Source organism: Micromonospora sp. NPDC057141 (genome assembly GCF_042670805.1).
Classification (GTDB): domain Bacteria; phylum Actinomycetota; class Actinomycetes; order Mycobacteriales; family Micromonosporaceae; genus Micromonospora.
In genome coordinates this window covers 34,334-58,748 of record NZ_JBHUVA010000020.1, presented here as the reverse complement: position 1 = coordinate 58,748, position 24,415 = coordinate 34,334, and the positions used below count along the sequence as shown (strand labels likewise).

The window sequence follows — 24,415 nt, the reverse complement described above, 5'->3', positions numbered from 1 at the left end:
GGGTGTCATAACGGGTCATAATCCCGCCCTCATAGCGACTTGACAGGCGTCGGGTCCTGGCGTGTCGGCCGTCCGGACGTAGACTTTCCCGGTCACACCGACCGGCTGCGGACGATCGCCGGCGTATGACGCGGGCCACTCCCCCGGCCCAGGCGATCAGGTCGAACCAGTTCGGAAAGCAGTCGGTCCCCCCGGCCCTGACATCTGGAGTTCACCCACTCATGCGACCTCGCGTGGCCATGGTGCTCGCCGTCGTGGCGATCCTCCTCGGCAGCGCCATGCTGGTGCCCGCCGCCTACGGCAAGCTCGCCGGTGACGACAGCGGCGAAGGCGGATCCGGCGGTGGCGCGGAGAGCGTGGCGGCCCCCGAGCCGACCGCCCCACCGCCGCCGACCCTGGCCGCCGGCACCGTCTCGGTGAGCTTCTCCGGCGAGTTCTTCTCCTGGGCGCTGATGGACCGGGAGAGCGGCACGATCTCCGGCTCGAAGAACCTGGCGTCGACCAGCTCGACCGAATCGATGATCAAGATCTGGTTCGCCGCCGACTACCTCCGGCAGCTCGGCGACGAGCCGCTGTCCGCCGTGCGACGCAAGCAGATCCAGACCGCGATCCGGGACAGCAACGACGACTCGGCGAGCGCCCTCTACTCGGCGGTCGGCAAGTCCGCGTCGATCAAGCGGATGGTCAGCATCTGCGGGTTGACCAACACCAAACCCGGAACGGTGCCCGGCTACATCGGGTGGTGGAGCTTCACCCAGATGTCGCCCCGCGACGCCGTCCGGCTCGGCGACTGCGTCGCCGACGGCAAGGCCGCCGGCACCAAGTGGACCTCGTTCCTGCTGGACGAGATGAGCAAGGTTCGCGGCAGCATCAAGGACCAGCAGCTCAAGTCCGGCGGCGGCAAGTGGGGCATCGTCGACGGCCTGCCCGCCGAGATCAAGGCCCAGGGCCCGGTCAGCATCAAGAACGGCTGGACGCCGTTGAACTACGACGGCAACTGGCACGTGAACTGTCTTGCGGTCACCGAGAAGTGGAGCCTCGCCGTCATGTTGCGCTACCCGCAGAAGAACGGGCTGTCGTACGGTGCGAAGGTCTGCGCCAGCGTCGCCACCCAGCTCGTCACCCCGCAGCCCGGCGCCGCCCTGAAGGTGCCGCAGCAGCCGATCGGCAAGCTCTGATGGCCGGCAGCCGCCGCCGGGCCCGCGGTGGGGGTGCCGGGCGCGGCGAGACGTCGCCGCTGCGGCTGATCGCGATCGCCGCCGTACTGATCGGGCTCGTGCTGGTGTCGCTGCGGCTGCTGCCCGGCTCCCCGATGGCGTCGACCGCCGCCGCCCAGTGGGGCGACCCGTCCGCGCCCGTCGACCGCGCCGCCGGCACGGCCTCGGACCGCAAGTCGCGTCCCACCGCCTCGCCCAGCCCCTCGCCGACGCTGGAGCCGCTGCCGTTCGCCGACAAGCAGATCGACCTCGACATCGAGGGCTGGTACGCCTGGAGCGTCCTGGACACTCGCACCGGGGAGATCATCGGCTCGAAGAACATGGACGAGACCAGCACCACCGCGTCGCTGATCAAGTCCTGGATCGTCGCCGACTACCTGCGGCGGGCTGACGAGCAGGGGCAGAAGCCGAGCGACGCCAAGCTCGCCGACGCGACCCGGATCATCCGGGACAGCGACAACACCCGGGCCGAGCAGTTCTACAACTCCGTGGGCCGGTCCGCGTCGATCAAGCGGATGATCTCCATCTGCAAGACCACCGACAGCAGCGTCGCCGCCGACGGCGGCTGGAGCCGGACGAACCTCTCGCCCCGGGACACCGCGCGCCTCGGTGCGTGCATCAAGGACGGCCGGGCGGCCGGGCCGGAGTGGACCAAGTGGCTGATCAACGAGATGCGGCTGGTGCGCGGCTCCGGTGACTTCGGCATCCGCAAGGCGTTCCCGGCGGCCGAGCAGAAGAAGATCGCCATCAAGAACGGCTGGATCGACCGGACCAAGGAGCAGGAGATGCACATCAACTGCCTGGCCATCGGCGACAACTGGACGATGGGCGTGATGGTCCGCTACCCGATCAACATGGGCTACGAGTACGGCATGAAGAACTGCCAGAAGATCACCGAGGCGGTGCTGCGCTCGGCCACCTGACGTGCGCCCTGCGACCGCCGTCGGGCGACGGTGGTCGTGCCGTACGCCCGGTTGTTCGGCCTCAGCCGGCGAAGAACCGGGGGCCGTCGGCCGGCAGGGCCGGTGCCTCGCCGATCTCGGCGGCCCGGCGGGCGAACTCGCGCAGCCCGGCCACCTGCCGCTCGCCGAGCGAGAAGTCCAGCGCCCGGAAGTACGTGGCCAGGGTCGCCGCGTCGAACGGCTCCCACCGGGCGGCGGCCTCGGCGACCTGGTCCAGCTCGGCCAGGCACAGGTCGCGGGAGCGCAGGAACGCCTCGTGCACCTCCTTGACCAGGCCGGGGTGGGCGGCGGCGAAGTCCCGGCGTACGGCCCAGACGGCGAAGACCATCGGCAGCCCGGTCCAGTCCCGCCAGGCCTGCCCGAGGTCGGTGACCTCCAGCCCCCGCTGGGGTGCCTCGTACAGCGCCCGCAGCGCCACATCGCCGATCAGCACCCCGGCGTCCGCCTCCAGCAGCATCTGCGTCAGGTCGGGCGGGCAGCGGAAGTAGTCGGGGTGGACGCCGTACCGCTCGCTGAGCAGCAGCCGGGCGAGCAGCACGCCGGTGCGCGACGTCGAGCCGAGGGCGACCCGGCCGCCGTCCAGCTCGGCGAGGGGCTTGGTGGACACCACGTTGACCGAGAGCACCGGGCCGTCGCTGCCGACCGCCAGGTCGGGCAGGAGCAGCAGCTCGTCGGCGTGGCGCAGGTATTCGACGTGCGAGATCGGCCCGATGTCCAGGTCACCGGCGACCAGGGCGGCGCTCAGCCGGTCCGGCGAGTCCTTGTGCAGGTCGACGTCGATCAGCGCGCCGGAACGCATCAGACCCCAGTAGATCGGCAGGCAGTTCAGGAACTGGATGTGTCCGACCCGGGGACGGGCGATGCGGGCAGCCATGCTGCGACCGTATCCCCGCGGTGGGAGGCGGGCTCAACGGGCGGGCCCCGGAGTGGCCAATCCCGCACCGGGCGGCGTACCCCTTACGCGACCTTCAGCTGCTCGTCGCCGAAGTCCGCGATCAGCTTCAGCGTCCCGCCGAGTGCGTCGACGTAGCGGGCGAGCACCTCCTGCGTCGAGACGTCACCGGCTTCGATCTGGGAGACCCTGGCCACCGAGACGCCCATCCGGGCAGCCACCTGTTCCTGGGTCATGTCGTGTCGCTTCCGCAGCTCCGCCAGGCGCCAGCCGCGCGACTGATCGAGCATCTGACCGACGGCCGCGTCGAAGCTTCCCTCCCACCCGCGGTGTCGATCGCTCGATGCAGATGGCGAGGGGCCGCCAGCCACTCAGGGAGCAGGCCGAGCACCGGCGGCGCCGGTGCCAGTCGAGGGTCCGCCACGCGAGCCGGATCAGCGGAGGCATTCGCCGGTTGATCACTGCGCCTCCCAGGGGGTGATGGGTCCGGTTGCGGCACCCCGGCCCGCCGAGCACCGCTCCACCAGGCCGAGGGCACCGCGCAATTACGTGAGGTCTACGGCACCAGCGCGCAGCCAGTCGACGCCGCGTTGTTCCTGCTCCACACCGAGGGCCTGATCGAGAGCCGCCAAGGAACGGGCACGTTCGTGCTTGCTCGGCGGTGCAGTCCCACCGCACCCCTCGACCAGCCCAGCCCCACCCCAGCGATCAAGAGGTTTACGTCATCGCAGAGATCAACTCTGACGTTTTTCTCTTGATCACCGGACTCGGGGTGGGTGGGTGGGTAAAGCGGCTGACCGGACCGGGGGGGCGGCGTAGACTGTTCGCCCCGCCGACGGCCGCGGTGTCGAGCACCGCAGCGGACGTCCCCGCGCCGGCCCTCCATGCCGGAAACGCGAGCGGCAGTGTTGTCCCCCGCGCCGAGGAGTAGGTCGGATGACCCCGCACGCCCCCATGTCCCTGGACACCGAACTGGCCACCGAACGGGCCCACCTGGACGCGTCCCGGGCCGCGCTGACCCGCATGCGTGAACGCACCGAGGCCCTCTTCGCCACCGGCCACAACGTCGCCGGCGACGCGTACACGGCGGAGACCCTGGGGCGCACCCTGTCCCGCCGCGTCGCCGAGCTGGCCGACCAGCCCGACACCCCGCTGTTCTTCGGGCGGCTCACGTTCGGCGACGAGGAGCACCACGTCGGCCGCCGGCACGTCACCGACGATCTCGGCGAGCCCATGGTGCTCGACTGGCGGGCGCCGATCTCCCGGTCGTTCTACCGGGCCAGCGCCCGGGACCCGCAGGGCGTGACCGTGCGCCGCCGGTTCGGGTTCAGCGCCGGCACGCTCACCAGCTTCGAGGACGAACACCTGGACCGGGGCGAGGAACTGGGCACCGCCAGCCGCATCCTCACCGCCGAGATCGAGCGTCCCCGCGTCGGCCCGATGCGCGACATCGTCGCCACCATCCAGCCGGAGCAGGACGAGCTGGTCCGCGCCGACCTGGCCGCGTCGATCTGCGTACAGGGTGCGCCCGGCACCGGGAAGACGGCCGTCGGCCTGCACCGGGCGGCGTACCTGCTCTACCTGCACCGGGAGCGGCTGCGCCGGTCCGGGGTGCTGATCGTCGGGCCGAACCGGGCGTTCCTGTCGTACATCGCGGCGGTGCTGCCGGCGCTCGGCGAAGTCGAGGTCGAGCAGGCCACCGTGGAGGACCTGATCGCCCGGGTGCCGGTGCGGGCAGTCGAGGACCCGGCCGTGACGGCGCTCAAGCACGACGCGCGGATGGCCGAGGTGCTGCGGCGGGCGGTCGAGGCCCGCGTCACCGCCCCGACCGAGCCGATCATGGTCTCCGACGGCTCGTTCCGCTGGCGGATCGGCCTCGACCCGCTGCACCGGGTGGTCGAGGAGACTCGCCGGGAGGGCCTGCCGTACGCCACCGGGCGGGAACGGGTCCGCGCCCGGGTGGTGGGCCTGCTGCAACGCCAGGCCGAGGCCCGCCGGGCCGAGTCGCCGAGCGACGCCTGGCTGCGCCGGATGGGCAGGTGCCGCCCGGTCGCCGACTTCGTGGACGCGGCCTGGCCGGCGCTCACCCCGGAGGGGCTGGTGCACACCCTGCTCGCCGACCCGGCGGCGCTCGCGGCAGCCGCCGACGGCGTGCTCACCGAGGCCGAGCAGGCACTGCTGACCTGGGCGAAGCCGCCGCGCACCCCGAAGGCCACGAAGTGGACGGCCGCCGACGCGGTGCTCGTCGACGAGGCGGCCGGGCTGCTGGAGCGCCCCGCCGGCTTCGGGCACGTGGTGGTCGACGAGGCGCAGGACCTCTCCCCGATGCAGTGCCGGGCCATCGCCCGGCGCAGCGAGCACGGGTCGATCACGCTGCTCGGCGACCTGGCGCAGGGCACGGCCCCGTGGGCCGCCCGCGACTGGCGGGAGTCCCTGGCCCACCTGGGCAAACCGGACGCGACGGTGGTGCCGCTGAGCGTCGGCTTCCGGGTCCCCGCTGCCGTGGTGGCGTTCGCCAACCGGCTGCTGCCGGCGCTCGCGGTGGACGTACCCCCGGCCGAGTCGCTACGCCGCGACGGCGCGCTGGACGTGCGTACCGTGAGCGACCTGGTGGCGGCGACGGTGGCCGAGGTGCGGGCGGCGCTGACCCACGACGGCTCGGTCGGGGTGATCGCCGCCGACGACGCGGTCGGCGGGCTGCGCGCGGCGCTGGCCGACGCGGGGATCGACACCGCGACAGCCCACGACGTGGCGGCCCCGGCGCGGGTCACGGTGGTCCCCGCGACGCTGGTCAAGGGCCTGGAGTACGACCACGTGGTGACCGTGGAGCCGGCGGCGATCGTGGCGGCCGAGCCGCGCGGGCTGCACCGGCTGTACGTGGTGCTCACCCGGGCGGTCTCCCGGCTGACGGTGCTGCACACCGCCCCGCTCCCCGCCCCGCTGTTGCAAGGAAGGGCCCCCTGTTAACGCCTACGGTCGAGAAGGGTCCCCTTCTCACCGGCCAGCACCGGCAGGACCGGCCAGCACCCGGGCAGCACCCGGCCAGCACCCGGGCAGCACCGGCGAGGGTTGTGGCGATCGGTGATGATGGGTACGCATCGTCCACTTGGGAGGCAGCATGCACCTGTCGCGCCGTGATCTCCTGTTTGCCGGGGCCGGCACCGCGCTGGCGGCCACGCCACTGCTGGCCGCAGCCCCGGCGGCCGCCGCGCCTACCGGGATGGCCACGCCCACCAGGCCGGGTGTGTCCGCCGGGCCGGGTTCGGGGGCGGGGCGGCTGCCGGAGGACGCGCTCGGCGCGGGGCTCGGCGCGATCACCGATGCCGGCATGGTGGGGGCGTTCACCGAGGCCCGCGACGGCCAGGAGCGGTGGCGCGGCGCGAGCGGCGTCGCCGACCTCGACACCGGTCGACGGATGCGGTCCGGCTTCCGACACCGGGTCGGCAGCATCACGAAGACGTTCGTCGCCGCCACGCTGCTGCGCCTGGCCGGCGAGGGCCGGGTGGCGCTGGACGCCCCGGTCGGCCGCTACCTGCCGGAGTACGCCGTACCCGGGGTCACCGTCGAGATGCTGCTCAACCACACCAGCGGCATCGGTGACTACGACACCGTGCTTTTCGCCAACGGATACGACCTCGAACGCTACCGGTTCACCACGTTCGCCCCGGATCAGCTCGTCCGGATCGGGCTCGGCGAGCCGCGCACCGGGCCCCGGGGGCGGCGTTCGCGTACTCGAACACCAACTACGTCCTGGCCGGCCTGGTCGTCGAGCGGGTGACCGGCCGCCCTGCGACCGACGAGGTGCACCGGCGGGTCATCCGGCCGCTGGGGCTGCGCGAGACGTACTTCCCAGGCCGGCGGACCCGGATCGCCGGGCCACACAGCGAGGCGTACCTGCCCTGGTACGACGGCCAGCTCCGCGACTTCAGCGTGGCGAACATGTCGTGGGCGTGGACGGCCGGCGCGCTGGTCTCCACGGCGGCCGACCTCAACCGGTTCTTCCGCGCGCTGCTCGGGGGTCGGCTGCTGCGCCCGGCCGAGCTGGCCCGGATGCGGACGACCGTGCCGCTGGACCCCGCGCTGCCGGAGGCCGGCGGGTATGGCCTCGGCCTGCTGTGGCTGGCGCTGCCCGGCGGCCGGTTCTGGGGCCACGACGGGGTGGTCTTCGGGCACGCCACGATCTCGCTGCACGCCCCCGACGGCTCCCGTCAGGTGACGCTCGGCACGAACGTCACCCACTACCAGGTGCCCGGCGAGCCTGACCCGATCGGTGCCGCGACCGGCGCGTTCCTGGTCACCGCCCTGTCCGGTCCGGCCACCGCGCGGTCGGCGGGCGCAGCCCGGACGCCGGCCCCGTTGCCGGGGAGCCCGGCGCTGATCCGGCCCCTGCCCCGCTGACCCTCCGCGCCGGCCCGACCGACCCTGCCGGGGCGAGACCCGCGCCGGCCCGACCCCTGGCAGAGCAAGACCCGTGCCGGCCCGGCACGGTCACTCCGGCGGTCGCCGTACCGGCCGATGGACCCTGCCCCCGGGTGGCGCCGAGGGCGTACACCGAAGGTAGGCCGACTGCGACCGCCAGCCCGACCGAAGGAGCCATCGATGATCCTCGCCCACGCCGACCAGGCCACCCGCCGGTACGGCGACGTGCTCGCCCTCGACCGGGTCGACCTCGACGTCCGCGCGGGTGAGCTGGTGGGCCTGCTCGGGCCGAACGGCGCCGGCAAGAGCACCCTGCTCAACCTGCTCGTCGGGCTGCGCCGGCCCACCGCCGGCCGCGTCGAGCTGTTCGGCGGCGACCCGCGCGACCCCGCCCACCGCCTGCGGGTCGGGGTCACCCCGCAGGAGACCGGCCTGCCGGGCACCCTGCGGGTCGGCGAGGTGGTCGACTTCGTCGCCGCGCACTACCCGGACCCGATCCCCCGGGGCGAGTTGCTCGACCGGTTCGGCCTCACCGATCAGGTACGGCGGCAGACCGGCGGGCTCTCCGGCGGCCAGCGTCGCCGACTGGCCGTGGCGCTCGCCTTCGTCGGCCGGCCCCGACTGGTGCTCCTCGACGAGCCGACCACCGGGCTGGACGTCGAGGCGCGGCACACCCTGTGGGAGGCGATCCGCAGCTTCCACGCCGACGGTGGCACCGTGCTGCTGAGCAGCCACTACCTGGAGGAGGTGGAGGCGCTGGCGCACCGGGTGGTGGTGATCGGCCAGGGCCGGGTGCTGGCCGACGACACCATGGCGGCGGTCCGCTCGGTGGTCGGCGTACGCCGGGTCAGCCTGGTCGCGGCCGACCTGCCCGCGCTGCCGGGCGTGGTCCGGGTCGAGCGGGTCGACGACCGCACCCACCTGCTCACCACCGACGCCGACCGGCTGGTCCGGGAGCTGGTGACCAGCGGGGCGGCGTTCCGCGACCTGGAGGTCCGCCCCACCTCGCTGGAGGAGGCGTTCCTCGCCATCACCGCCCCGGGCGGGCAGGGCACCGCCGTCCCGGGCCAGCAGGCCACCGACGCGTGAGGAGACCGATCCCCGTGAGACTCACCCTCGTGCACGCCCGCTACCAGCTGTTGCAGACGATCCGCATCCCGGTGGCGGTCTTCGGCAGCGCCTTCTTCCCGGCCGTGGCGATGCTCTTCTTCGTGGTCCCGTTCGCCGGGGACGACCCGACCGGTGCCACCTACGCCACCGCCGCGATGGTCACGTTCGCGGTGATGAGCGCCAACATCTTCCAGTACGGCGTGGGCGTGGCCGAGGACCGCGACCAGCCCTGGAACCCGTACACCCGGACCTTGCCGGCCGGAGCGACGCCGGCCTTCGCCGGACGGGTGCTCGCGGGCCTGGCGCTGACGTTCCTCTCCCTGCTCCCGGTGGTGGTGATCGCGGCGCTGTTCACCGACGCCCGGATCAGCCCCGGCGCGTTCGCCCTGGCCGCCGTCGTGGTCGGGCTGGTCTCCGTGCCGTTCACGCTGATGGGACTCGCCATCGGGTACGCGCTGCCGAGCAAGGCGGCGATCGTGGTGGCCCAGATCGTCTTCTTCCCGCTGGCGTTCGGCGGCGGCCTGCTCTCCGGCCCGGACGCTGCGCCCGCGTTCGTCAGGGCGATCGCGCCGTACCTGCCGACGCGGGGCGCGGTCGAGCTGATGTGGGCGGCGGTCGGCGACTGGCGTCCCGCCCCGCTGTCGGTGGCGATGCTCGGCGTCTGGGTGGTGGTGCTGGCGGCGCTCGCCGGGTGGGCGTACCGGCGCGACGAAGGCCGTCGCTTCCGCTGACGGGCGCGCCGTGGGCGGCGGGTCGGGGCCGGCGACCGCCGCCCGGCGGGGGTGATTCGTCCTGTTCCCGCCCGTTCCGTCGCGTGGCGGTGCCAGGATGCGGGCAGGGCGTCCCGCCGGGGCCGCCGCCTGAGGAGAGGGGTCAGCGTGAGCAGCATCCCGCCGGGCACGCCGTGCTGGGCCGACCTGGCCACCCCGGGCCTGGTGGACGCCCGGCGCTTCTACCCGGAGCTGTTCGGCTGGACCACCCGGATCGCGCCGCAGCCGGAGGCCGCCGGCTACACCACGTTCCTGTTCGACGGGCGCGCGGTGGCCGGTGCCGGCCCGCCGGCCGCGCCGGACCAGGTGCCGATCTGGTCGACGTACGTGGCGACCGACCACGCGGACCTGGTCACGACCCGGGTCGAGGCGGCCGGCGGGCAGGTGCTGGTCGCCCCGTTCGACGTGTCCGACCAGGGGCGGATGGCGGTCTTCGCCGACCCGGCCGGCGCGGTGTTCAGCGTCTGGCAGCCGATGGCCCACCCCGGGGCGGAACTGTTCGACGTCCCCGGGGCCATGTGCTGGAACGAGCTGATCACCCCGGACCCGGAGGGCGCGAAGGTCTTCTACGAGCTGGTCTTCGGCTGGCACCCGGAGGAGGCGCCGGCGGGACCGGTCCCGCCGGAGACGGGCGGAAGCGTCCACCCCTCCTACACGGGGTGGCGGTGCGGCGAGCGGATCGTCGGCGGGATGACGCCGCCGCTGGCCGACGACTTCCCGGCCGACCTGCCGGCGTACTGGACGGTGTACTTCGCCGTGGCCGACGCCGACGCCACCGCCGCCCGGGCCGCCGAGCTGGGCGGTTCCGTCCTGGTTCCGCCCCACGACACCCCGCAGGGCCGCCTCGTCGCGTTGCGCGACCCCCAGGGCGCCCTGTTCTCCGTCGTAGCCCGGCCCACGCGCTGACCGCACGCTGCGCCCCGCCGCTGCGCCGACGCCCCTCGCCGGGCGCGGCGGTGCGGGCGGTTTGCAGGGGACCCTTCCTATACGGAAAGCGCTAACAAGCGGCCCCTCCTTGCACCTCAGCGGGGGCGGACCGGGACCACCAGGGGGCCGTGCTCGCCGGGCAGGACGCGGACCGAGGCGCGGTAGTGCCGCGCCAGCAGGTCCTCGGTGAGGACGTCGCGCGGCGGGCCGGCGGCGGCGACCCGGCCGGCCGCGAGCAGGACCATCCGGTCGGCGTACTCGCCGGCCAGGGAGAGGTCGTGCATGGTGGCGAGGACGGTGAGGCCGTGCTCGCGGCGGAGCTGGTCGACCAGTTCCAGCACCTCCTGCTGGTGGCCGATGTCCAGGGCGCTGGTCGGCTCGTCGAGCAGCAGCAGGGTCGCCCCCTGCGCCAGCGCCCGCGCCAGGAAGACCCGTTGCCGCTCGCCGCCGGAGAGGGTCGCCAGCTCGCGGCGGCCGAAGCCGTCGAGGTCGAGGCGCTCCAGCACGTCCCGCACGGCGGCCAGGTCGGCGGCGGACTCCCGGCCCAGCGGCGGCATGTACGGGGTGCGGCCGAGCAGCACGTAGTCGAAGACGGTCATGCCGGCCGGGACGACCGGGGACTGTGCGACGGTGGCCACCACCTGGGCCCGCTCGCGGCGGCGCAGCGCTTCGCTCGGCGTACCGAAGATGCGGATCGCGCCCGGCGCGGGCAGCAGGCCGCCGAGGGCGCGCAGCAGGGTCGACTTGCCGGCGCCGTTCGGGCCGATCACGGTGACCCACTCGCCCCGCTCGACGGTGAGGTCGACGCCGGCCAGGATCGGCGCGCCGTCCAGGCTGACCCGCAGGCCCCGCACCTCGACGGCGGGCGCGGCAGCCGGAGGCGGCGGGGCGTTCACGTCAGCGCCCGGCGGGCGGTGCGCAGCACCAGGACGAAGAACGGGCCGCCGAGCAGCGCGGTGACCACGCCGATGGGCACCTCGGCGGGGGCGGCGGCGGTCCGGGCGACCACGTCGGTCAGCGCGAGGAACGCCCCGCCGAAGAGCAGGGACAGCGGCAGGATCACCCGGTAGCTGGAGCCGGCGAGCAGCCGTACGGTGTGCGGGACGATGATCCCGACGAAGCCGATCAGCCCGGACGCGGAGACGGCGGCGGCGGTGCCGAGCGAGGCGGCGGCGATCAGCAGGTAGCGGGAGCGTTGCGGGTGCAGGCCGAGGCTGCCGGCCTCGTCGTCGCCGACGGAGAGGACGTCCAGCTCGCGCCGGTGCAGCAGCACCACGACCGTGGTGAGCAGGAAGTACGGCAGGACCAGCCGGACGTCGTGCCAGCCGGCGGTGGCCAGCCGGCCGAGCAGCCAGGAGTAGACCTGCTGGATGCTGTCGGAGTTGCGCTGGAGCAGGTACGTCTGCCCGGCGGCGAGGAACGCGGACACGGCCACCCCGGCCAGGATCAGCGTCGCCGTGGAGCGCCCCCGCCCGCCGGCCGCCCCGAGCAGGTACGTCATGGCGACCGCGCCGAGCGAGCCGACGAACGCGGCGAGCGGGATGGTGACCGGGAGCCCGGTCAGCGCGCCGCCCGCTCCGGCGCCGAGGGAGATCACGGCGGTGACGGCGAGCCCGGCCCCGGCCGCCACCCCGAGCAGGTACGGGTCGGCCAGCGGGTTGCGGAACACGCCCTGGTAGCAGCCGCCGGCCAGGGCGAGCAGCCCGCCGACGAGCAGCCCGAGCACGACCCGGGGCAGCCGCAGCTCGGTGACGATGGCGATCTCGCGTTCGCTCAGTCCGCTGTCGAGGCGGACCCCGGGCAGCAGGTTGAGCAGTTCGGCGGCGACGCCGCCGGGGGGCAGGCTGACCGGGCCGAGGGAGACCCCGGCGAGGAGCGCGACGAGCACGGCGGCCACTCCGGCGGCGAGCCAGCCGGGCCGAAGCCCGGCCGGCCGCTGCGCGAAGGAGGGGCCCCTTGTTAACGCTTTCCGCATAGCAGGGGCCCCCTCTTAACGCCCCTCACCGCGAGCGCACGCCGAGGACAGTGGGCCGTGGGTCACGCCGGCACCTTGGCGACGGCGTCGACGACGGCCCGGAGCAGGTCGACGACCCGCGGGCCCCAGCGCGAGGCGATGTCGTCGTCGAGCGCGACGACCTGGTTGTTCTTGACGGCGGTGACGCCGGCCCAGCCGCTGCGCGCCTTGACCGTCTCCGGGCTCTGCTGGCAGCACTTGGTGTCGGCCAGGAAGACGAAGTCGGGGTTCGCCTTGACGATGATCTCCTGGGAAAGCTGCGGGTATCCCCCGTTCCTGCCGTCGGCGTCCGACGCGTCGGCGATGTTCGCCAGGCCGGCGAGGGCGTAGATCGAGCCGATGAACGTCTTGCTGGTCGCGCTGTACAGCTCCGGGCCCAGCTCGTGGTAGTAGGTCAGTTTCGCCGACCGCTGCGGCAGGTCCTTGGTGAGCTTGGCGATGTCGTCCTTCATCCGGCTGGCGACGTCGGCGGCCTCGTCGGCGTGGCCGGTCAGCGTGCCGAGCTCGGCGAGCTGCCGGTAGGAGTCCTCCAGCGTGGTCGCCGCCGGGGTGAGCAGCACCGGGATCTTCAGCGTGGTGAGCTGCTCGACGATCTTGTTGGTGTCGTTGGAGAGCACCACCAGGTCGGGGGCCTTGCCGGCGATCGCCTCGGCGTTGGGCTGGAAGCCGGACAGGTCGCTCTTCGGCGCGTCCGGCGGGTAGTTCGACTGGTCGTCGACGGCGGTGACCTGCTTGCCGGCGCCGATGGCGAAGAGCATCTCGGTCGCGGTCGGCGAGAGCGAGACGATCTTCTCGGGGCGCTGGTCCAGCGTGAGCTTGCCGACGGTGGCCGGGAAGGCGGCGGCGGCCGAGGTGCCGCCGGCGGCGGGGGCGGCGTCGTCGGAGCTCTTCTCGGCGCACGCGCCGAGCGCGAGCGCGGCCACCGCGAGGGTCGCGGCGAGAAGCCGGGGGGTACGTCGGAACACTTGTCCTCCTGTCGGTCGAGGAGCCTGGTGCTTCGCCGACAGGAGCCTGGTGGGTGCCCGTCCGCGAGGCGCCCTTCCTCGAGAGCGCGTGTCGCGACCGCGCCGCAGGCGACCTGGCTCGCCCCACACACGTCGGCGTCGGCCGGCCGGCCGACGCCTGGGTCGACGGCGGCCGGAGGGCCGGACGTCGCGGGTGGGGCATCACAGTTGCGGGACAGCGCCGGATTCGCACCGGCTTCGCTGCGGTTTGGTCGGTGCCACCGTAGCGCACGCCCCGACGGCACCTCGTTGATCTAGGAACTATGACCTGGCGTGACGAGACCGACACGGGTGCGGGGCTCCGGACGGGGCCCCGCACCACGGACGGGTCAGGCGCAGTACTGGGCCTGCTTGCCGATCACCCGGTACGGGCAGTCGGCGTACTCGGAGAAGAGCAGGACCGCCTCCTTGTTGCGCGAGGTCTGGGCCGGGATGACCTCGTCGGGCGGGTAGAAGCCGCCGCCGGCGCCGGACGAGCCGGGGTACATCTCGAAGGTGTACGCCCAGATGCCGTGCGTCCCCCACATCCAGTCGAGGCTGTCGCCGTCGGTGACGTAGAGGTCGCTGGACTGCTCCGGGGTGTAGCCGTTGGTGGCCGCCATCTGCTGGCCGAGGGTGGCGAAGGTGTTGTACTGGTCCGCCGTCATCCCGGTGGTGGTGTTCGCCGTCGTGTAACCGAACGGCCAGAGGATGAGCTGCGAGTACGTGTGCCAGTCGATGTTGGCCTTGATCTGCTGCACCCCGCCGACGACGCGGCTGTTGACGAAGTCACGCAGCGCCTTCGTCTCGGGGGCGGAGAAGGCGGACGGGCCCCGGTAGGTCGACGACGACGGCAGCCCGGAGGACCCGCCGCAGCAGCCCCACTTGTAGCTCCAGTTCCGGTTCAGGTCGGTGCCGACCGCCGTCGAGCCGCTGTTGGGCTGGCGGTTCTTTCGCCAGGACCGGTACGAGCCGGTGGCGATGTCGTACTCGCTGCCGTCGGGGTTGACGGTGGGGACGATCCAGATCTCCCGGGTGTTGACGATGTTGGTGACCCGGGATTCGCTGCCGTAGCTGTCGGTGAACAGGTTGAGCAGGTAGATCGCCATCTCGACGGTCAGGTGCTCGCGGGCGTGCTGCTGGGAGTTGAACAGGATCTCCGGTTCGGCCTCGTCGGTGGCGACGTTGTCGGAGATCTTCACGGCCATCAGGTCGCGGCCCTCGTACGACTTGCCGATGCTGATCTTGCGGGCGATGGTCGGGTGGTCGGCGACCACTTTGTTCACCACGGCGGTCAGCTCGGCGTAGTCGTGGTAGTTGGAGTCGGCGGGCGGGAAGGCGGTCGTGCCGACGCCGTCGGAGTGGGCGTGGCCGGCCTGCTTCTCCACCTGGTAGCCGAGTCGCCTGATCGCCGCCGCCTCGGCGCCGGTCGCCGTGACATGCAGGACGCCGTGTTCGGCGGCGTCGACGGCCGCGCCGGTGCGGGCGATGGCGTTGCGGGCGGCCAGGGTTCGTACGCCGAGCACGTCGTATTCGGCGGCGACCGGCTCGGCGGCGGGCTCCGGGGCGGGGCGTGCGGAGACCGGTCCGGTGGCGACGGTGAGGCCCAGGCCGGCGGCGGTGGCGAGCACCAGTGCGCGACGCAGGCGGGTCGGGGTGCGGAAGGCCATGGACAACCTCCTGGGGGTACGGGGAGATCCCGTCTCGTGGTCAACACTTCACCACTCGTCACATGGTCAGATCAATATCTTTCACTATGTGATCCATCCCGACCGTATCCTCACGTCGGCAATGACTTTCCACCCTTGAACATCTGGCGAAACTTCTCGCCGGGCGGGATAGTGACCGGCAAGCATGCCCCGACCCGCCTCACCTCGCGGAGATCCCATGGCCAGCATTGCCCTACGCACGATCGCCCTCACCGGCGTCGCCGCGCTCGCCCTCGCCGGCACGACCGCCCCCGCCCACGCCGGCGGCCACCACCCGCCCGTCGAACACGACGAGCAGATCACCTTCCAGGAGTGGTCCAGCCACCCCGACTGGCGCTCCGGCACCCACCGGGGCACCCGGGCGGTCCCCGGCCACCACGCCGGGCTCACCATCGACCGCCCCGCCGGCACCACCGAGTTCACCGACGAGCACGGCGGCACCACCGGCACCTGGGAGTACGCCACCTGGACCTCGCCGGTCACCCGGATCGGCTTCGACGCCACCGAGCTGGTCGCCTCGTGGAACGCCGACACCCCGGCTGGCACCTGGCTCCAGGTCGAACTCCAGGGCACGTACGGCACCGGCGACCGGACCCCCTGGTACGTCATGGGCCGCTGGGCCGCCGGCGACGCCGACGTCAAGCGGGCCACCCTGGACGGTCAGGGCGACCCCTGGTCGAGCGTGTGGACGGACACGTTCGCCATCGACGACGCCACCGCCGGAGTGCTGCTGCGGTCGTACCAGCTGCGGCTCAGCCTCTACCGCAGGCCCGGCCAGGCGGCCTCGCCCCGGGTCCGGATGCTCGGCGCGATGAGCTCGAACGTGCCGGACCGGTTCACCGTGACCCCGAGCCGGGGCGGGATCGCCTGGGGCAGGGAGCTGCCCGTCCCCGCCCGCTCCCAGATGATCCACAAGGGCAACTACCCCGAGTGGGGCGGCGGCGGGCAGGTCTGGTGCAGCCCGACGTCGACCACGATGGTGCTGGAGTACTACGGCCGAGGCCCGTCGGCCGAGGACCTGGCCTGGGTCACCCCCGGCTACACCGACCCCCAGATCGCCCACGCCGCCCGGATGACCTGGGACTACGAGTACGAAGGCGCGGGGAACTGGCCGTTCAACACCGCGTACGCCGCGAGCTTCCCCGGCATCGACGCCCGGGTGACCCGGCTGCACTCGCTCGACGAGGTGGAACGCTTCATCGCCGCCGGTATCCCGGTCGTCACCTCGCAGTCCTTCCTCGACACCGAGCTGGACGGGTCGAACTACGGCACCTCCGGGCACCTCTTCGTGGTCGTCGGCTTCACCGCCGACGGCGACGTGATCGTCAACGACCCGGCGTCGTCGTCGAACGCGGAGGTGCGCAACGTCTACCAGCGGGAGCAGTTCGAGCAGATCTGGCTGCGCACCAAGCGCTACCGCGCCGACGGGAAGGTGGCCAGCGGCTCGGGCGGCATCGCGTACCTGATCAAGCCGGCGAACAAGCCGTGGCCGGCGGTCCCGGGCTCGACCAACTGGTGACCCGCACGCCGCCGGTCAGTGCTTGTCGCCGGGCTGCTCGTCGTCGCCGGCCAGGGCGGAGCGCAGCCGCTCCTTCTCGGCCCGGCGGCGCTCGGCGGCCCCGGCCATCTCCCCGGCCATCTCGTCCCGCCAGCCCCTGAGCAGGAAGAACGAGAGCGCGGCGGAGAACGCCAACGCCAGCATGAGCTTCAGGAAGACGTTCATGTCGACCGGCCAGAGCGCCGCGACGACCACCACGAACAGCCCGATCCGGCCCAGCGTGTACTTGACCGCCGCGCTCACGTCGCACTCCGTTCTCCGCCCGGCATGCGGGTCGGAAGGTTCGCCCCGGCTGGCCCCGCCGGGCGGGGGTTCAGCCCGTCCGGCGGGACAGCCAGTGGACTCCGGGAAACCAGACCACCGCGTACACCAGGGTGAAGGCCGCGGCGCCGAGCCCGCCGCCCAGCAGGGGCGGCAGGCCGTCGGCCAGCCCGGCCACCAGCAGGCCGCCGACCACGGCCAGCCCGGCCGCCACCAGCGCGGCCACCACCCGGGCCGCGCCGAACTCCCAGGCCCGGAAGTCCTCCCAGTAGAGCCACGCCGGCAGGATGATCGCCAGCCAGCCGTTGGCGCGGCCGAAGTCGCCCGCGCCCAGCGTGGCGAGGCCCCAGTCGAACAGCAGCAGCGCGAGCAGGCCGATCACCAGCCCGGCGAGGCTGATGCCCAGCAGGTCGCCGAGGGCGACGATCCGCCCCTCGGCGTCCCGCCGGGGGAAGCCGCCCTGGCCCTGCTGGCTCGACTCGCTCATGACCTACGAGGGTACGGGCCGCTCAGGCCCACACCTGCTGCGGCTCGGACCGGCGCTCCGCCAGCGACGGGGGCCCGTCGTACTCGCGGACGACCTCGTAGCGGGTGTTGCGCTCCATCGGGCGGAAGCCCGCGTCCCAGATCAGGTGCAGCAGGTCGTCCCGGTGCATCGTGTTCGGGGTGCCGTACGAGTCGGCGTCGTGGGTGATCTTGTATTCCACGACCGACCCGTCCAGGTCGTCCACGCCGAAGTTCAGCGAGAGCTGGGCCACCGAGAGGCCGTGCATCACCCAGAAGCACTTCACGTGCGGCACGTTGTCGAACAGCAGCCGGGAGACCGCGAACGTCTTCAGCGACTCGGCCGGCGACGCCATCGTGGTCTGCGCCTGGATCCGGTTGCGGACCTTGCCGTCCGCCGAGTCGACGAAGTCGTGCTGGTAGCGCAGCGGGATGAAGACCTGGAAGCCACCCGTCTCGTCCTGGAGCTCGCGCAGCCGCAGCACGTGGTCGACCCGGTGCCGGGGCTCCTCGATGTGGCCGTAGAGCATCGTCGACGGGGTCTTCATGCCCTTCGAGTGGGCCAGCCGGTGGATCCGCGACCAGTCCTCCCAGTGGCAGGCGTGGTCGACGATGTGCTGCCGGACCTCCCAGTCGAAGATCTCCGCGCCGCCGCCGGTCAGCGACTCCAGGCCGGCGTCCATCAGCTCGTCGAGGATCTCGTCGGCGCTCAGGCCGCTGATCTTCTCGAACCACTGCACCTCGGTCGCGGTGAACGCCTTCAGGTTGACCTTCGGCAGCGCCGCCTTCAGCTCGCGCAGCACCTTCGGGTAGTAGCGCCAGGGCAGCGTCGGGTGCAGGCCGTTGACGATGTGCAGCTCGGTGAGCTGCTCGTCCTCCATCTCCTTGGCCTTGCGGACCGCCTCGTCGATGCGCATCGTGTACGCGTCCTTCTCGCCCGGCTTGCGCTGGAACGAGCAGTACGCACAACTCGCGCTGCACACGTTGGTGAGGTTGAGGTGCCGGTTGACGTTGAACATCACCCGGTCGCCGTTGAGCTCCGTACGCCGGTGGTGCGCCAGGCGACCCAGCCAGGTCAGGTCGTCGCTGTCGTAGAGGGCGATCCCGTCGGAGCGGGTCAGCCGCTCCCCCGCGTACACCTTCTCTTCGAGCTCGCGCTTGAGTCCGGCGTCCATCGAAAGCCACGTCCCTTCCACCTGCGGTCCCGTCGAGCCTACGTCGGGTCGTCGACCCGGTGGCGATCCGGTCGAACGCAGCGACGTACCTCACCGGACTCTCAGCCGCTCGTAACCTGTTACGCCATCGACATCGCTGCTCGGGTGCGGTAAGACAGGGTGGGGCGCGCCACACTCGATGCCGCCCCCGCCGCCGCGCCACCCGAGCGCGGCGCCCACCCACGCCGGACGGGGAGCGGAATGGTGCAGAGCACGCGACGGCAGCGACGGCAGCGACGGAGGGCACCCCTGTTCTCGCCGGTGCTCCGGCCGATGCTGTGGTCCGCCCTGCTCAGCGCCGTGGCCACGGCCGCGCTCGCCACCCCCGCGTACGCCGACCCGCCGCTGCCCAACGTGGTGCCCGACACCGGGTCGCGCCCCGTCGCGGCCGGCGGGCTCCCGCTGCTCGGCGGGAACGGTCCGGCGCTCCCCGTCGCGCCGCTCGGCACCGGCCCGCTCGCCGCCGCCATCGCGGCAGCCGAGGCCCAGGTGGGCCTCCTCGGCGACCAACTGCTCGGGTTACGCCAGACCCGCACCGAGGCCGAGGCCCAGCTCGCCACCGCCGACCGGGACCTGAAGACGGCCCGCGACGCCCTGGCCCGCGCCCAGGAGGGCGCCGACACCGCCGCAGCCGGCGCGCTCAAGGCCGCCGCCGCGCTGCCGCCCGGCGATTTCGCCGAGGACCTGCACGGGCTCAACATGCTCCAGCAGATCACCCGGGGCGAGGAGGCCGAGGGCGCGACGACCGCAGCCGCCGGCGAGCTGGCCCGCGCCCGCGCCGCCGAGCAGGTCGTCTACCAGGCGTGGCTGGCCGCCGACACCCGGGTGCGCTCGGTCCGCGACCAGTACACCGCCGTGGAGAAGTCGCTCCGCGAGCAGGAGAAGAAGCTGCTCAAGCTGCGCAAGGACAACACCGCGCAGATCATCGAGCTGGAGCGCCAGCAGGAGGCCCTCGAACAGCAGCTCGGCGCGGGATACGTCGACGGGCAGAGCAACAACGGCCTCACCGCGAGCCCGACCGCGCTGGCCGCCGTCAGCTACGCCCTGGACCAGCTCGGCGACCCGTACGTCTGGGCCGCCGAGGGCCCGAACGCGTTCGACTGCTCCGGGCTGATGTGGGCCGCCTACCGGTCGGCGGGCCACTACCAGCTGCCCCGGGTCTCCCGCGACCAGTACTACGCGACCCGGAGCCGCACGGTGAGCCGCAGCGCACTGCTCCCCGGTGACCTGCTCTTCTTCGCCTCCGGCAGCAGCTGGACGACGATCCACCACGTCGGGATGTACATCGGCAACGGCAAGATGGTGCAGGCCCCGACCACGGGCCAGACGGTGAAGATCAGCACCGTGGGCTGGTCCCGGCTCTACGCCGCCACCCGGGTGGTCGGCGCGGTGCCCGCCCCGGCGACCCCGACCCCGACCCCGAAGCCCACCAGCACCCCGAAGCCGACCACGACCCCGAAGCCGACGAACTCCCCGACGCCGAAGCCGACCACCCCGTCGCCGAAGCCCACGACGCCGTCGCCGAAGCCGACGACGGCGAGCCCGACGCCGACGCCGACGCCGAGCCCGTCGGACACCCCGTCCCCGTCGCCGGCGCCGACCACCCAGGCCAGCAGCCCGGCACCGGACGACAGCGCCTCGCCGGACGCCTCGACGAGCGCGGCCGGCTGAGCGCATCCGTCCACTCCGGCTGTGCTGCCTGGCGGGAATGTGGCACCGTGACACCCATACACTTTCGGCCCGACGCCTCGGGCCCGGAGGCGAGCATGGGCACGGAGGACGACCATGGGCGAGCAAGAGGTTCCGGCGGGAACGGCCGACCCCGGATCCCGGCCCGACCCCGGATCACCACCCGTCCCCGGCGGTGGCCCGGCCGGGCCAACACCCACCCCGGTCGGCACCGTGCCGGCTGACGGGCCGTCGGCGGCGCCCGCCGCGACGGCACGGGCCAGGGTGAGCGTCACCAGCGTGACCGCCCCGCCCGACGGCGTCGCGCTGCCGGCCGCGGGGAGCGGCGGGACCACGTACCGCGCGGGTGCCCCGGCGGCCGAGCCCGCCCCCGGCCCGCGCACGGGCCAGCCTCCGACACCGCCCGGCGGGACGATCGAGGGTGTCGCCACCGGCCCGACAGGCGGGGAGGACGGCGCGGGAGCCGTCCGTGTCACGCCGGACGCCGGTGTCGGCTCGACGCCCACCCCCGGGGACGACCGGCCCGGCCCGGCCGTGCCGAGCCCGCGGAACGGTGTCGCCGGGTCCGCCCGGGCCAGCGCCTCGGTGCCCGGCCTGAACCGGGTCTCCGCCAGCGAGGCAGCCGGTGCCGTCGGGTCGGAGGGGACGGGCGGGGCGAAGCCCGGCAGCGCCAAGGTGTACCGGTCGGCCCCGGTGAGCCCGGAGCCGCCCGAGCCCGCACGGCCCCCGGAGCCGGCCGAGCCCCCGGAGCCAGTCGGGCCCCCGGAGCCAGTCGGGCCGCCCTCGCCACCGGCCCCGGAACCTGGGCCCACCCCGGAGCCCAGGCCCGTCCCGGGACCGAACCCGCCCATGCCGCCCGTGCCGGGCCCCACCCCGCCGTCGCCGAACCCGCCGGTCCCCGAGCCGACGCCGCCAGCCCCCGGTCCGTACCCGCCAGCCCCGGTACCGCCGCCCGGCCCGGCCGTACCCCCGCCCCCGGTGCCGTCGCCCGGGCCCGTACCTCCACCCGGGCCCGCCGTGCCTCCCCCGGGTCCCGGACCCGTGCCGCCCGTGCCCGGCCCGCCGATCCCCCCGCCCGGCCCGGCGGTGCCGCAGCCTCCGCCGCCGCCCGGTCCGATGCCGGCACCGCCGTTCCCGCCGCCACCGCTGACGGCGGTGGCTGCCCCGGCCTGGCCCCCGGCCGGCCCGCCCGGCTCCGCGCCGTCCTCAGCTCCGCCGTTCGCCGGGGCTCCCTCGGGCCGGCCGGCGGGCCACGCCGCGCCACCGTTCCCGACGGAGCCACCGTCGCCACCCGCCGCGCCGCCCCTTGTCGTACCGGCGCCGGCGCTCCCGACCTGGCCACCGCCGACCAACCCGGCCACGCAGCGGGACGGCACGCCCGCCGGCACCGGCGCGTCGAGGACGCCGGCACCGGTGGCCCCGGTCTCGGGCATCCCCGCCTCTGGTGTTCCCGCCTCGGGCCCGCCGGCAACGGACCGACCGGCGTCCGGCCTGTACGGCGCGGCCCCGACCACCGCCTGGCCGGTGGCACCCCCGGGCGGGGCTCCCGGCGGCCGGGCCACGGTCGGCGTCTCCGCCGGGCGTCCGGACCCGGGGACGGCCGACCTGGCCAGCACCGCGTACGGCACCGACGGGCCGGGCTTCGCCACGGTCGCGCTGCCCGCCGGCAATCAACTGGACAATTCCGGCTCGCTGACCGGACACATCCTGGCCCAGGGCTGGACGGATGCCCCGACCGCGCGGTCCAGCACCGCCAAGGTGGTGATCGTCCTGACAGCGGCGCTCGGGCTGCTCGTCGCGATCGGCGTGCTCATCGTGCTGCTGGCCGGCGACACGATGGACGGGCTGGTCGGCGGCCTCCTCAACAGCTGAGCGTGCCGGGAGGAGCAGCTGAGCGGGCCTGAGGAGGCAGCTGAGCGGGCCCGGAGGATGGTGAGCCCGCCCACTACGGTCTCGTGGCAGGGTGGCGGGTTTGCCGTGCCGCCGTACACTTGTCGTGATCACTGACCCGGCGCGCGTGAGGCGCGTCCATGGGCGATCTTGCGGGCGATCCGGCGGCGTTCAGCTGCGGCAGGCCATCGCGAAGATGCGCCCCGCTCGAAAGGCATTTCTTGACCACGTTTGCTGACCCCAGCACGTTCCCGTCCGTCTTCGACACCACGGCCGAGGTGAGCGACCCGGCCGACATCCCCGCCGCCGGGACCGACTCTCCGACCGTCGCCGAGACCGCTCCCGGCGACACCTTCGTCGGCGGCAGCGCTGCGCTCGACGCCGCCGTCGACGATTCCAGCGACACCCAGGCCGATGTCGACGCGGACACCGCCATCGTCATCGACGCCCACATCGAGGCCGAGGCCGACCCGGACACCGCGATCGAAGCCGAGGCCGACCCGGCCACCGACAGCGAGGCCGAGGCCGACCTGGACACCGCAGACGAGGCCGTCGTCGACTTCGCCGCGCTCGGCCTGCCCGAGCCGCTGGTCCAGGCGCTCGGCCGGCTGGGCATCACCACGCCGTTCCCGATCCAGCGGGCCACCGTCCCGGACGCCCTCGCCGGGCGCGACGTCCTCGGTCGGGGTCAGACCGGCTCCGGCAAGACCCTCGCCTTCGGCCTGCCGGTGATCGCCCGGCTCGCCAAGCGCAACCGGGCCCGACCGCTGCACCCCCGGGCCCTGGTGCTGGTGCCCACGCGGGAGCTGGCCATGCAGGTCAACGACGCGCTCGTACCGCTCGGCAAGGCGGTCGGGATCTTCCTCAAGACCGCCGTCGGAGGCGTGCCGTACGACCGGCAGATCGACGCGCTCCGGCGGGGAGTGGAGATCGTCGTGGCCACCCCTGGCCGGCTGGGCGACCTGATCAACCGGGGCGTCTGCCGCCTCGACGACGTCGAGGTGACCGTGCTCGACGAGGCCGACCAGATGGCCGACATGGGATTCCTGCCGGAGGTCACCGAGCTGCTGGCCAAGACGCCGGCCGGCAGCCAGCGGCTGCTCTTCTCGGCCACCCTGGACGGCGACGTGGACTCGCTGGTCAAGCGGTTCATGACCGATCCGGTCACCCACTCGACCGCCTCGGCCACCGCCGCCGTGTCCACGATGGATCATTACCTGCTGCTGGTCCCGCCGCACGACAAGTTCGCCGTGGCGGCGTCCATCGCCGCCCGGTCCGGCCGGACGATGCTCTTCGCCCGCACCCAGCTCGGGGTTGACCGGCTCGTCGAGCAGCTTGCCGCCGTCGGCGTACGGGCCGGCGGGCTGCACGGGGGCAAGACCCAGCGGATGCGCACCAAGACCCTGGCCGAGTTCCGCGAGGGCCGGATGAGTGTGCTGGTCGCCACGGACGTGGCGGCTCGGGGCATCCACGTGGACGGCGTCTCCCTGGTGCTGCACGTGGACCCGCCGAAGGACCCGAAGGACTACCTGCACCGGGCGGGGCGTACCGCCCGGGCCGGCGAGTCGGGCGCGGTGGCCACGCTGGTGCTGCCCAAGCAGCGCCGGACCACCCTCGCCATGTTGCAGAAGGCCGGCGTCGAGCCGGCGGAGACCCGGGTCCGGGCCGGCGACCCGGCCCTGGCCGAGCTGATCGGTGCCCAGGAGCCCAGCGGCGTGCCGGTCCGCGACGAGCCCCCCGCCCCGCGCCGGCACGGCGACCGCCCGGCCGGCCCGCGACGGTTCGAGGACCGGGGCGAACGTCGCTACGGCGACCGGGACGGCCGGGGCGAGCGTCGCTACGGCGACCGACCCACCGGCGAACGGCGATACGGCGACCGACCCACCGGCGAGCGGCGCCACGACGACCGACCGACCGGCCCGCGACGGTTCGACGACCGCGCCGGTGGCGAGCGCCGCTACGACGACCGACCCACCGGCGAGCGCGCCTTTGGCGCACGCAGCTTCGGTGAGCGGCGGTACGGCGACCGGGAACAGCACGCCGGCGGGGACCGCCAGTTCGGTGACCGCCCGACGGGCGAGCACCGCCACGACGACCGGGGCGACCGGCGGTTCGGCGACCGAGCCGGTGGCGAGCGCCGCTACGGCGACCGCCCGACCGACGAGCGGCCCTCCGGCGAGCGCCGCTACGGCGACCGACCGACCGGCGAGCGGCGCCACGACGACCGACCGACCGGCCCGCGACGGTTCGACGACCGCGCCGGTGGCGAGCGCCGCTACGACGACCGACCCACCGG

At 73.7% G+C, this 24,415-nt stretch carries 19 protein-coding genes and 2 pseudogenes; 12 read left to right on the top strand and 9 right to left on the bottom strand.

Annotated elements, in window-relative coordinates; all coding sequences use genetic code 11:
• The first annotated feature begins 221 nt into the window (after window positions 1-221).
• Both ACFT41_RS14005 and ACFT41_RS14000 read left to right on the top strand, forming a co-directional pair.
• Window positions 222-1,178 carry a hypothetical protein gene (locus tag ACFT41_RS14005; RefSeq protein ID WP_377580870.1) on the top strand — a complete coding sequence of 319 codons (957 nt, stop codon included), beginning with the start codon at window positions 222-224 and terminating at the stop codon, window positions 1,176-1,178.
• Entirely contained in the window at window positions 1,178-2,140 is a 963-nt protein-coding gene (locus ACFT41_RS14000; RefSeq protein ID WP_377580873.1) for a hypothetical protein, read from the top strand. Before ACFT41_RS14005 ends, ACFT41_RS14000 begins: the two co-directional genes overlap by 1 nt.
• A 61-nt stretch (window positions 2,141-2,201) precedes the next feature.
• Here the strand turns inward: ACFT41_RS14000 and ACFT41_RS13995 are convergent, their stop codons facing one another.
• Both ACFT41_RS13995 and ACFT41_RS13990 read right to left on the bottom strand, forming a co-directional pair.
• Window positions 2,202-3,053: a menaquinone biosynthetic enzyme MqnA/MqnD family protein gene (locus ACFT41_RS13995; RefSeq protein ID WP_377580875.1), complete on the bottom strand. Its 852-nt coding sequence runs from the start codon at window positions 3,051-3,053 to the stop codon at window positions 2,202-2,204.
• An 83-nt stretch (window positions 3,054-3,136) separates the two neighbouring features.
• Entirely contained in the window at window positions 3,137-3,307 is a 171-nt protein-coding gene (locus tag ACFT41_RS13990; protein WP_377580878.1) for a helix-turn-helix domain-containing protein, read from the bottom strand.
• A 225-nt stretch (window positions 3,308-3,532) separates the two neighbouring features.
• On the opposite strand from ACFT41_RS13990, the gene ACFT41_RS13985 reads away from it, so the two are divergent.
• The 6 genes and pseudogenes from ACFT41_RS13985 to ACFT41_RS13960 all read left to right on the top strand — a co-directional run bounded on the left by ACFT41_RS13985 (window position 3,533) and on the right by ACFT41_RS13960 (window position 10,276).
• On the top strand, window positions 3,533-3,829 hold the full coding sequence (locus ACFT41_RS13985; protein ID WP_377581026.1) for a GntR family transcriptional regulator: 297 nt from the start codon (window positions 3,533-3,535) through the stop codon (window positions 3,827-3,829).
• Between the two features lie 178 nt (window positions 3,830-4,007).
• Complete coding sequence (locus tag ACFT41_RS13980; RefSeq protein ID WP_377580880.1) at window positions 4,008-6,038, top strand: HelD family protein; 2,031 nt, start codon at window positions 4,008-4,010, stop codon at window positions 6,036-6,038.
• A gap of 361 nt (window positions 6,039-6,399) precedes the next feature.
• A pseudogene (locus tag ACFT41_RS13975) lies at window positions 6,400-7,469 on the top strand (serine hydrolase domain-containing protein).
• A 201-nt stretch (window positions 7,470-7,670) separates the two neighbouring features.
• Window positions 7,671-8,579, top strand: coding sequence for an ABC transporter ATP-binding protein (locus tag ACFT41_RS13970; RefSeq protein ID WP_377580883.1), 909 nt, complete (start codon window positions 7,671-7,673; stop codon window positions 8,577-8,579).
• Between the two features lie 14 nt (window positions 8,580-8,593).
• Entirely contained in the window at window positions 8,594-9,331 is a 738-nt protein-coding gene (locus ACFT41_RS13965; RefSeq protein WP_377580886.1) for an ABC transporter permease, read from the top strand.
• Between the two features lie 147 nt (window positions 9,332-9,478).
• Window positions 9,479-10,276: a VOC family protein gene (locus ACFT41_RS13960; RefSeq protein WP_377580889.1), complete on the top strand. Its 798-nt coding sequence runs from the start codon at window positions 9,479-9,481 to the stop codon at window positions 10,274-10,276.
• A 116-nt stretch (window positions 10,277-10,392) separates the two neighbouring features.
• On the opposite strand, the gene ACFT41_RS13955 is transcribed toward ACFT41_RS13960, so the two are convergent.
• The 4 genes and pseudogenes from ACFT41_RS13955 to ACFT41_RS13940 form a co-directional block, all read right to left on the bottom strand.
• Window positions 10,393-11,193, bottom strand: a complete 801-nt coding sequence (locus ACFT41_RS13955; protein ID WP_377580892.1) for an ABC transporter ATP-binding protein — start codon at window positions 11,191-11,193, stop codon at window positions 10,393-10,395.
• Window positions 11,190-12,272, bottom strand: coding sequence for a FecCD family ABC transporter permease (locus tag ACFT41_RS13950; protein ID WP_377580895.1), 1,083 nt, complete (start codon window positions 12,270-12,272; stop codon window positions 11,190-11,192). The genes ACFT41_RS13955 and ACFT41_RS13950 overlap by 4 nt, the downstream gene beginning before the upstream one ends.
• Before the next feature lie 62 nt (window positions 12,273-12,334).
• On the bottom strand, window positions 12,335-13,276 hold the full coding sequence (locus tag ACFT41_RS13945; RefSeq protein ID WP_377580897.1) for an ABC transporter substrate-binding protein: 942 nt from the start codon (window positions 13,274-13,276) through the stop codon (window positions 12,335-12,337).
• 374 nt (window positions 13,277-13,650) lie between these two features.
• A pseudogene (locus tag ACFT41_RS13940) lies at window positions 13,651-14,964 on the bottom strand (M14 family metallopeptidase); the annotation flags it as partial.
• A 217-nt stretch (window positions 14,965-15,181) separates the two neighbouring features.
• On the opposite strand from ACFT41_RS13940, the gene ACFT41_RS13935 reads away from it, so the two are divergent.
• Window positions 15,182-16,522, top strand: coding sequence for a C39 family peptidase (locus ACFT41_RS13935; protein WP_377580900.1), 1,341 nt, complete (start codon window positions 15,182-15,184; stop codon window positions 16,520-16,522).
• 15 nt (window positions 16,523-16,537) lie between these two features.
• Here the strand turns inward: ACFT41_RS13935 and ACFT41_RS13930 are convergent, their stop codons facing one another.
• The 3 genes from ACFT41_RS13930 to mqnE all read right to left on the bottom strand — a co-directional run bounded on the left by ACFT41_RS13930 (window position 16,538) and on the right by mqnE (window position 18,501).
• Window positions 16,538-16,804, bottom strand: a complete 267-nt coding sequence (locus tag ACFT41_RS13930; protein WP_377580903.1) for a DUF4229 domain-containing protein — start codon at window positions 16,802-16,804, stop codon at window positions 16,538-16,540.
• Between the two features lie 70 nt (window positions 16,805-16,874).
• Window positions 16,875-17,309, bottom strand: a complete 435-nt coding sequence (locus tag ACFT41_RS13925) for a hypothetical protein (protein ID WP_377580906.1) — start codon at window positions 17,307-17,309, stop codon at window positions 16,875-16,877.
• Window positions 17,310-17,331: 22 nt separating this feature from the next.
• Window positions 17,332-18,501, bottom strand: a complete 1,170-nt coding sequence (gene mqnE, locus ACFT41_RS13920; protein ID WP_377580909.1) for an aminofutalosine synthase MqnE — start codon at window positions 18,499-18,501, stop codon at window positions 17,332-17,334.
• 240 nt (window positions 18,502-18,741) lie between these two features.
• On the opposite strand from mqnE, the gene ACFT41_RS13915 reads away from it, so the two are divergent.
• The 3 genes from ACFT41_RS13915 to ACFT41_RS13905 all read left to right on the top strand — a co-directional run.
• Window positions 18,742-20,211 carry a C40 family peptidase gene (locus ACFT41_RS13915; protein WP_377580912.1) on the top strand — a complete coding sequence of 490 codons (1,470 nt, stop codon included), beginning with the start codon at window positions 18,742-18,744 and terminating at the stop codon, window positions 20,209-20,211.
• A gap of 1,431 nt (window positions 20,212-21,642) precedes the next feature.
• A complete protein-coding gene (locus ACFT41_RS13910; protein ID WP_377580915.1) occupies window positions 21,643-22,101 on the top strand; it encodes a hypothetical protein in 459 nt (152 codons plus the stop codon).
• A gap of 239 nt (window positions 22,102-22,340) precedes the next feature.
• Window positions 22,341-24,415, top strand: a 2,075-nt coding sequence (locus tag ACFT41_RS13905) for a DEAD/DEAH box helicase (RefSeq protein WP_377613820.1), incomplete at its 3' end; no start/stop codon positions are given.

Bases quoted from the DNA above. Each gene is read 5' to 3' on its own strand.
- ACFT41_RS14005 (WP_377580870.1), top strand. From the start codon at position 222: ATGCGACCTCGCGTGGCCATGGTGCTCGCCGTCGTGGCGATCCTCCTC.
- ACFT41_RS14000 (WP_377580873.1), top strand. From the start codon at position 1,178: ATGGCCGGCAGCCGCCGCCGGGCCCGCGGTGGGGGTGCCGGGCGCGGC.
- ACFT41_RS13995 (WP_377580875.1), bottom strand. From the start codon at position 3,053: ATGGCTGCCCGCATCGCCCGTCCCCGGGTCGGACACATCCAGTTCCTG.
- ACFT41_RS13990 (WP_377580878.1), bottom strand. From the start codon at position 3,307: ATGACCCAGGAACAGGTGGCTGCCCGGATGGGCGTCTCGGTGGCCAGG.
- ACFT41_RS13980 (WP_377580880.1), top strand. From the start codon at position 4,008: ATGACCCCGCACGCCCCCATGTCCCTGGACACCGAACTGGCCACCGAA.
- ACFT41_RS13970 (WP_377580883.1), top strand. From the start codon at position 7,671: ATGATCCTCGCCCACGCCGACCAGGCCACCCGCCGGTACGGCGACGTG.
- ACFT41_RS13950 (WP_377580895.1), bottom strand. From the start codon at position 12,272: ATGCGGAAAGCGTTAACAAGGGGCCCCTCCTTCGCGCAGCGGCCGGCC.
- ACFT41_RS13935 (WP_377580900.1), top strand. From the start codon at position 15,182: ATGGCCAGCATTGCCCTACGCACGATCGCCCTCACCGGCGTCGCCGCG.
- ACFT41_RS13925 (WP_377580906.1), bottom strand. From the start codon at position 17,309: ATGAGCGAGTCGAGCCAGCAGGGCCAGGGCGGCTTCCCCCGGCGGGAC.
- mqnE (WP_377580909.1), bottom strand. From the start codon at position 18,501: ATGGACGCCGGACTCAAGCGCGAGCTCGAAGAGAAGGTGTACGCGGGG.
- ACFT41_RS13915 (WP_377580912.1), top strand. From the start codon at position 18,742: ATGGTGCAGAGCACGCGACGGCAGCGACGGCAGCGACGGAGGGCACCC.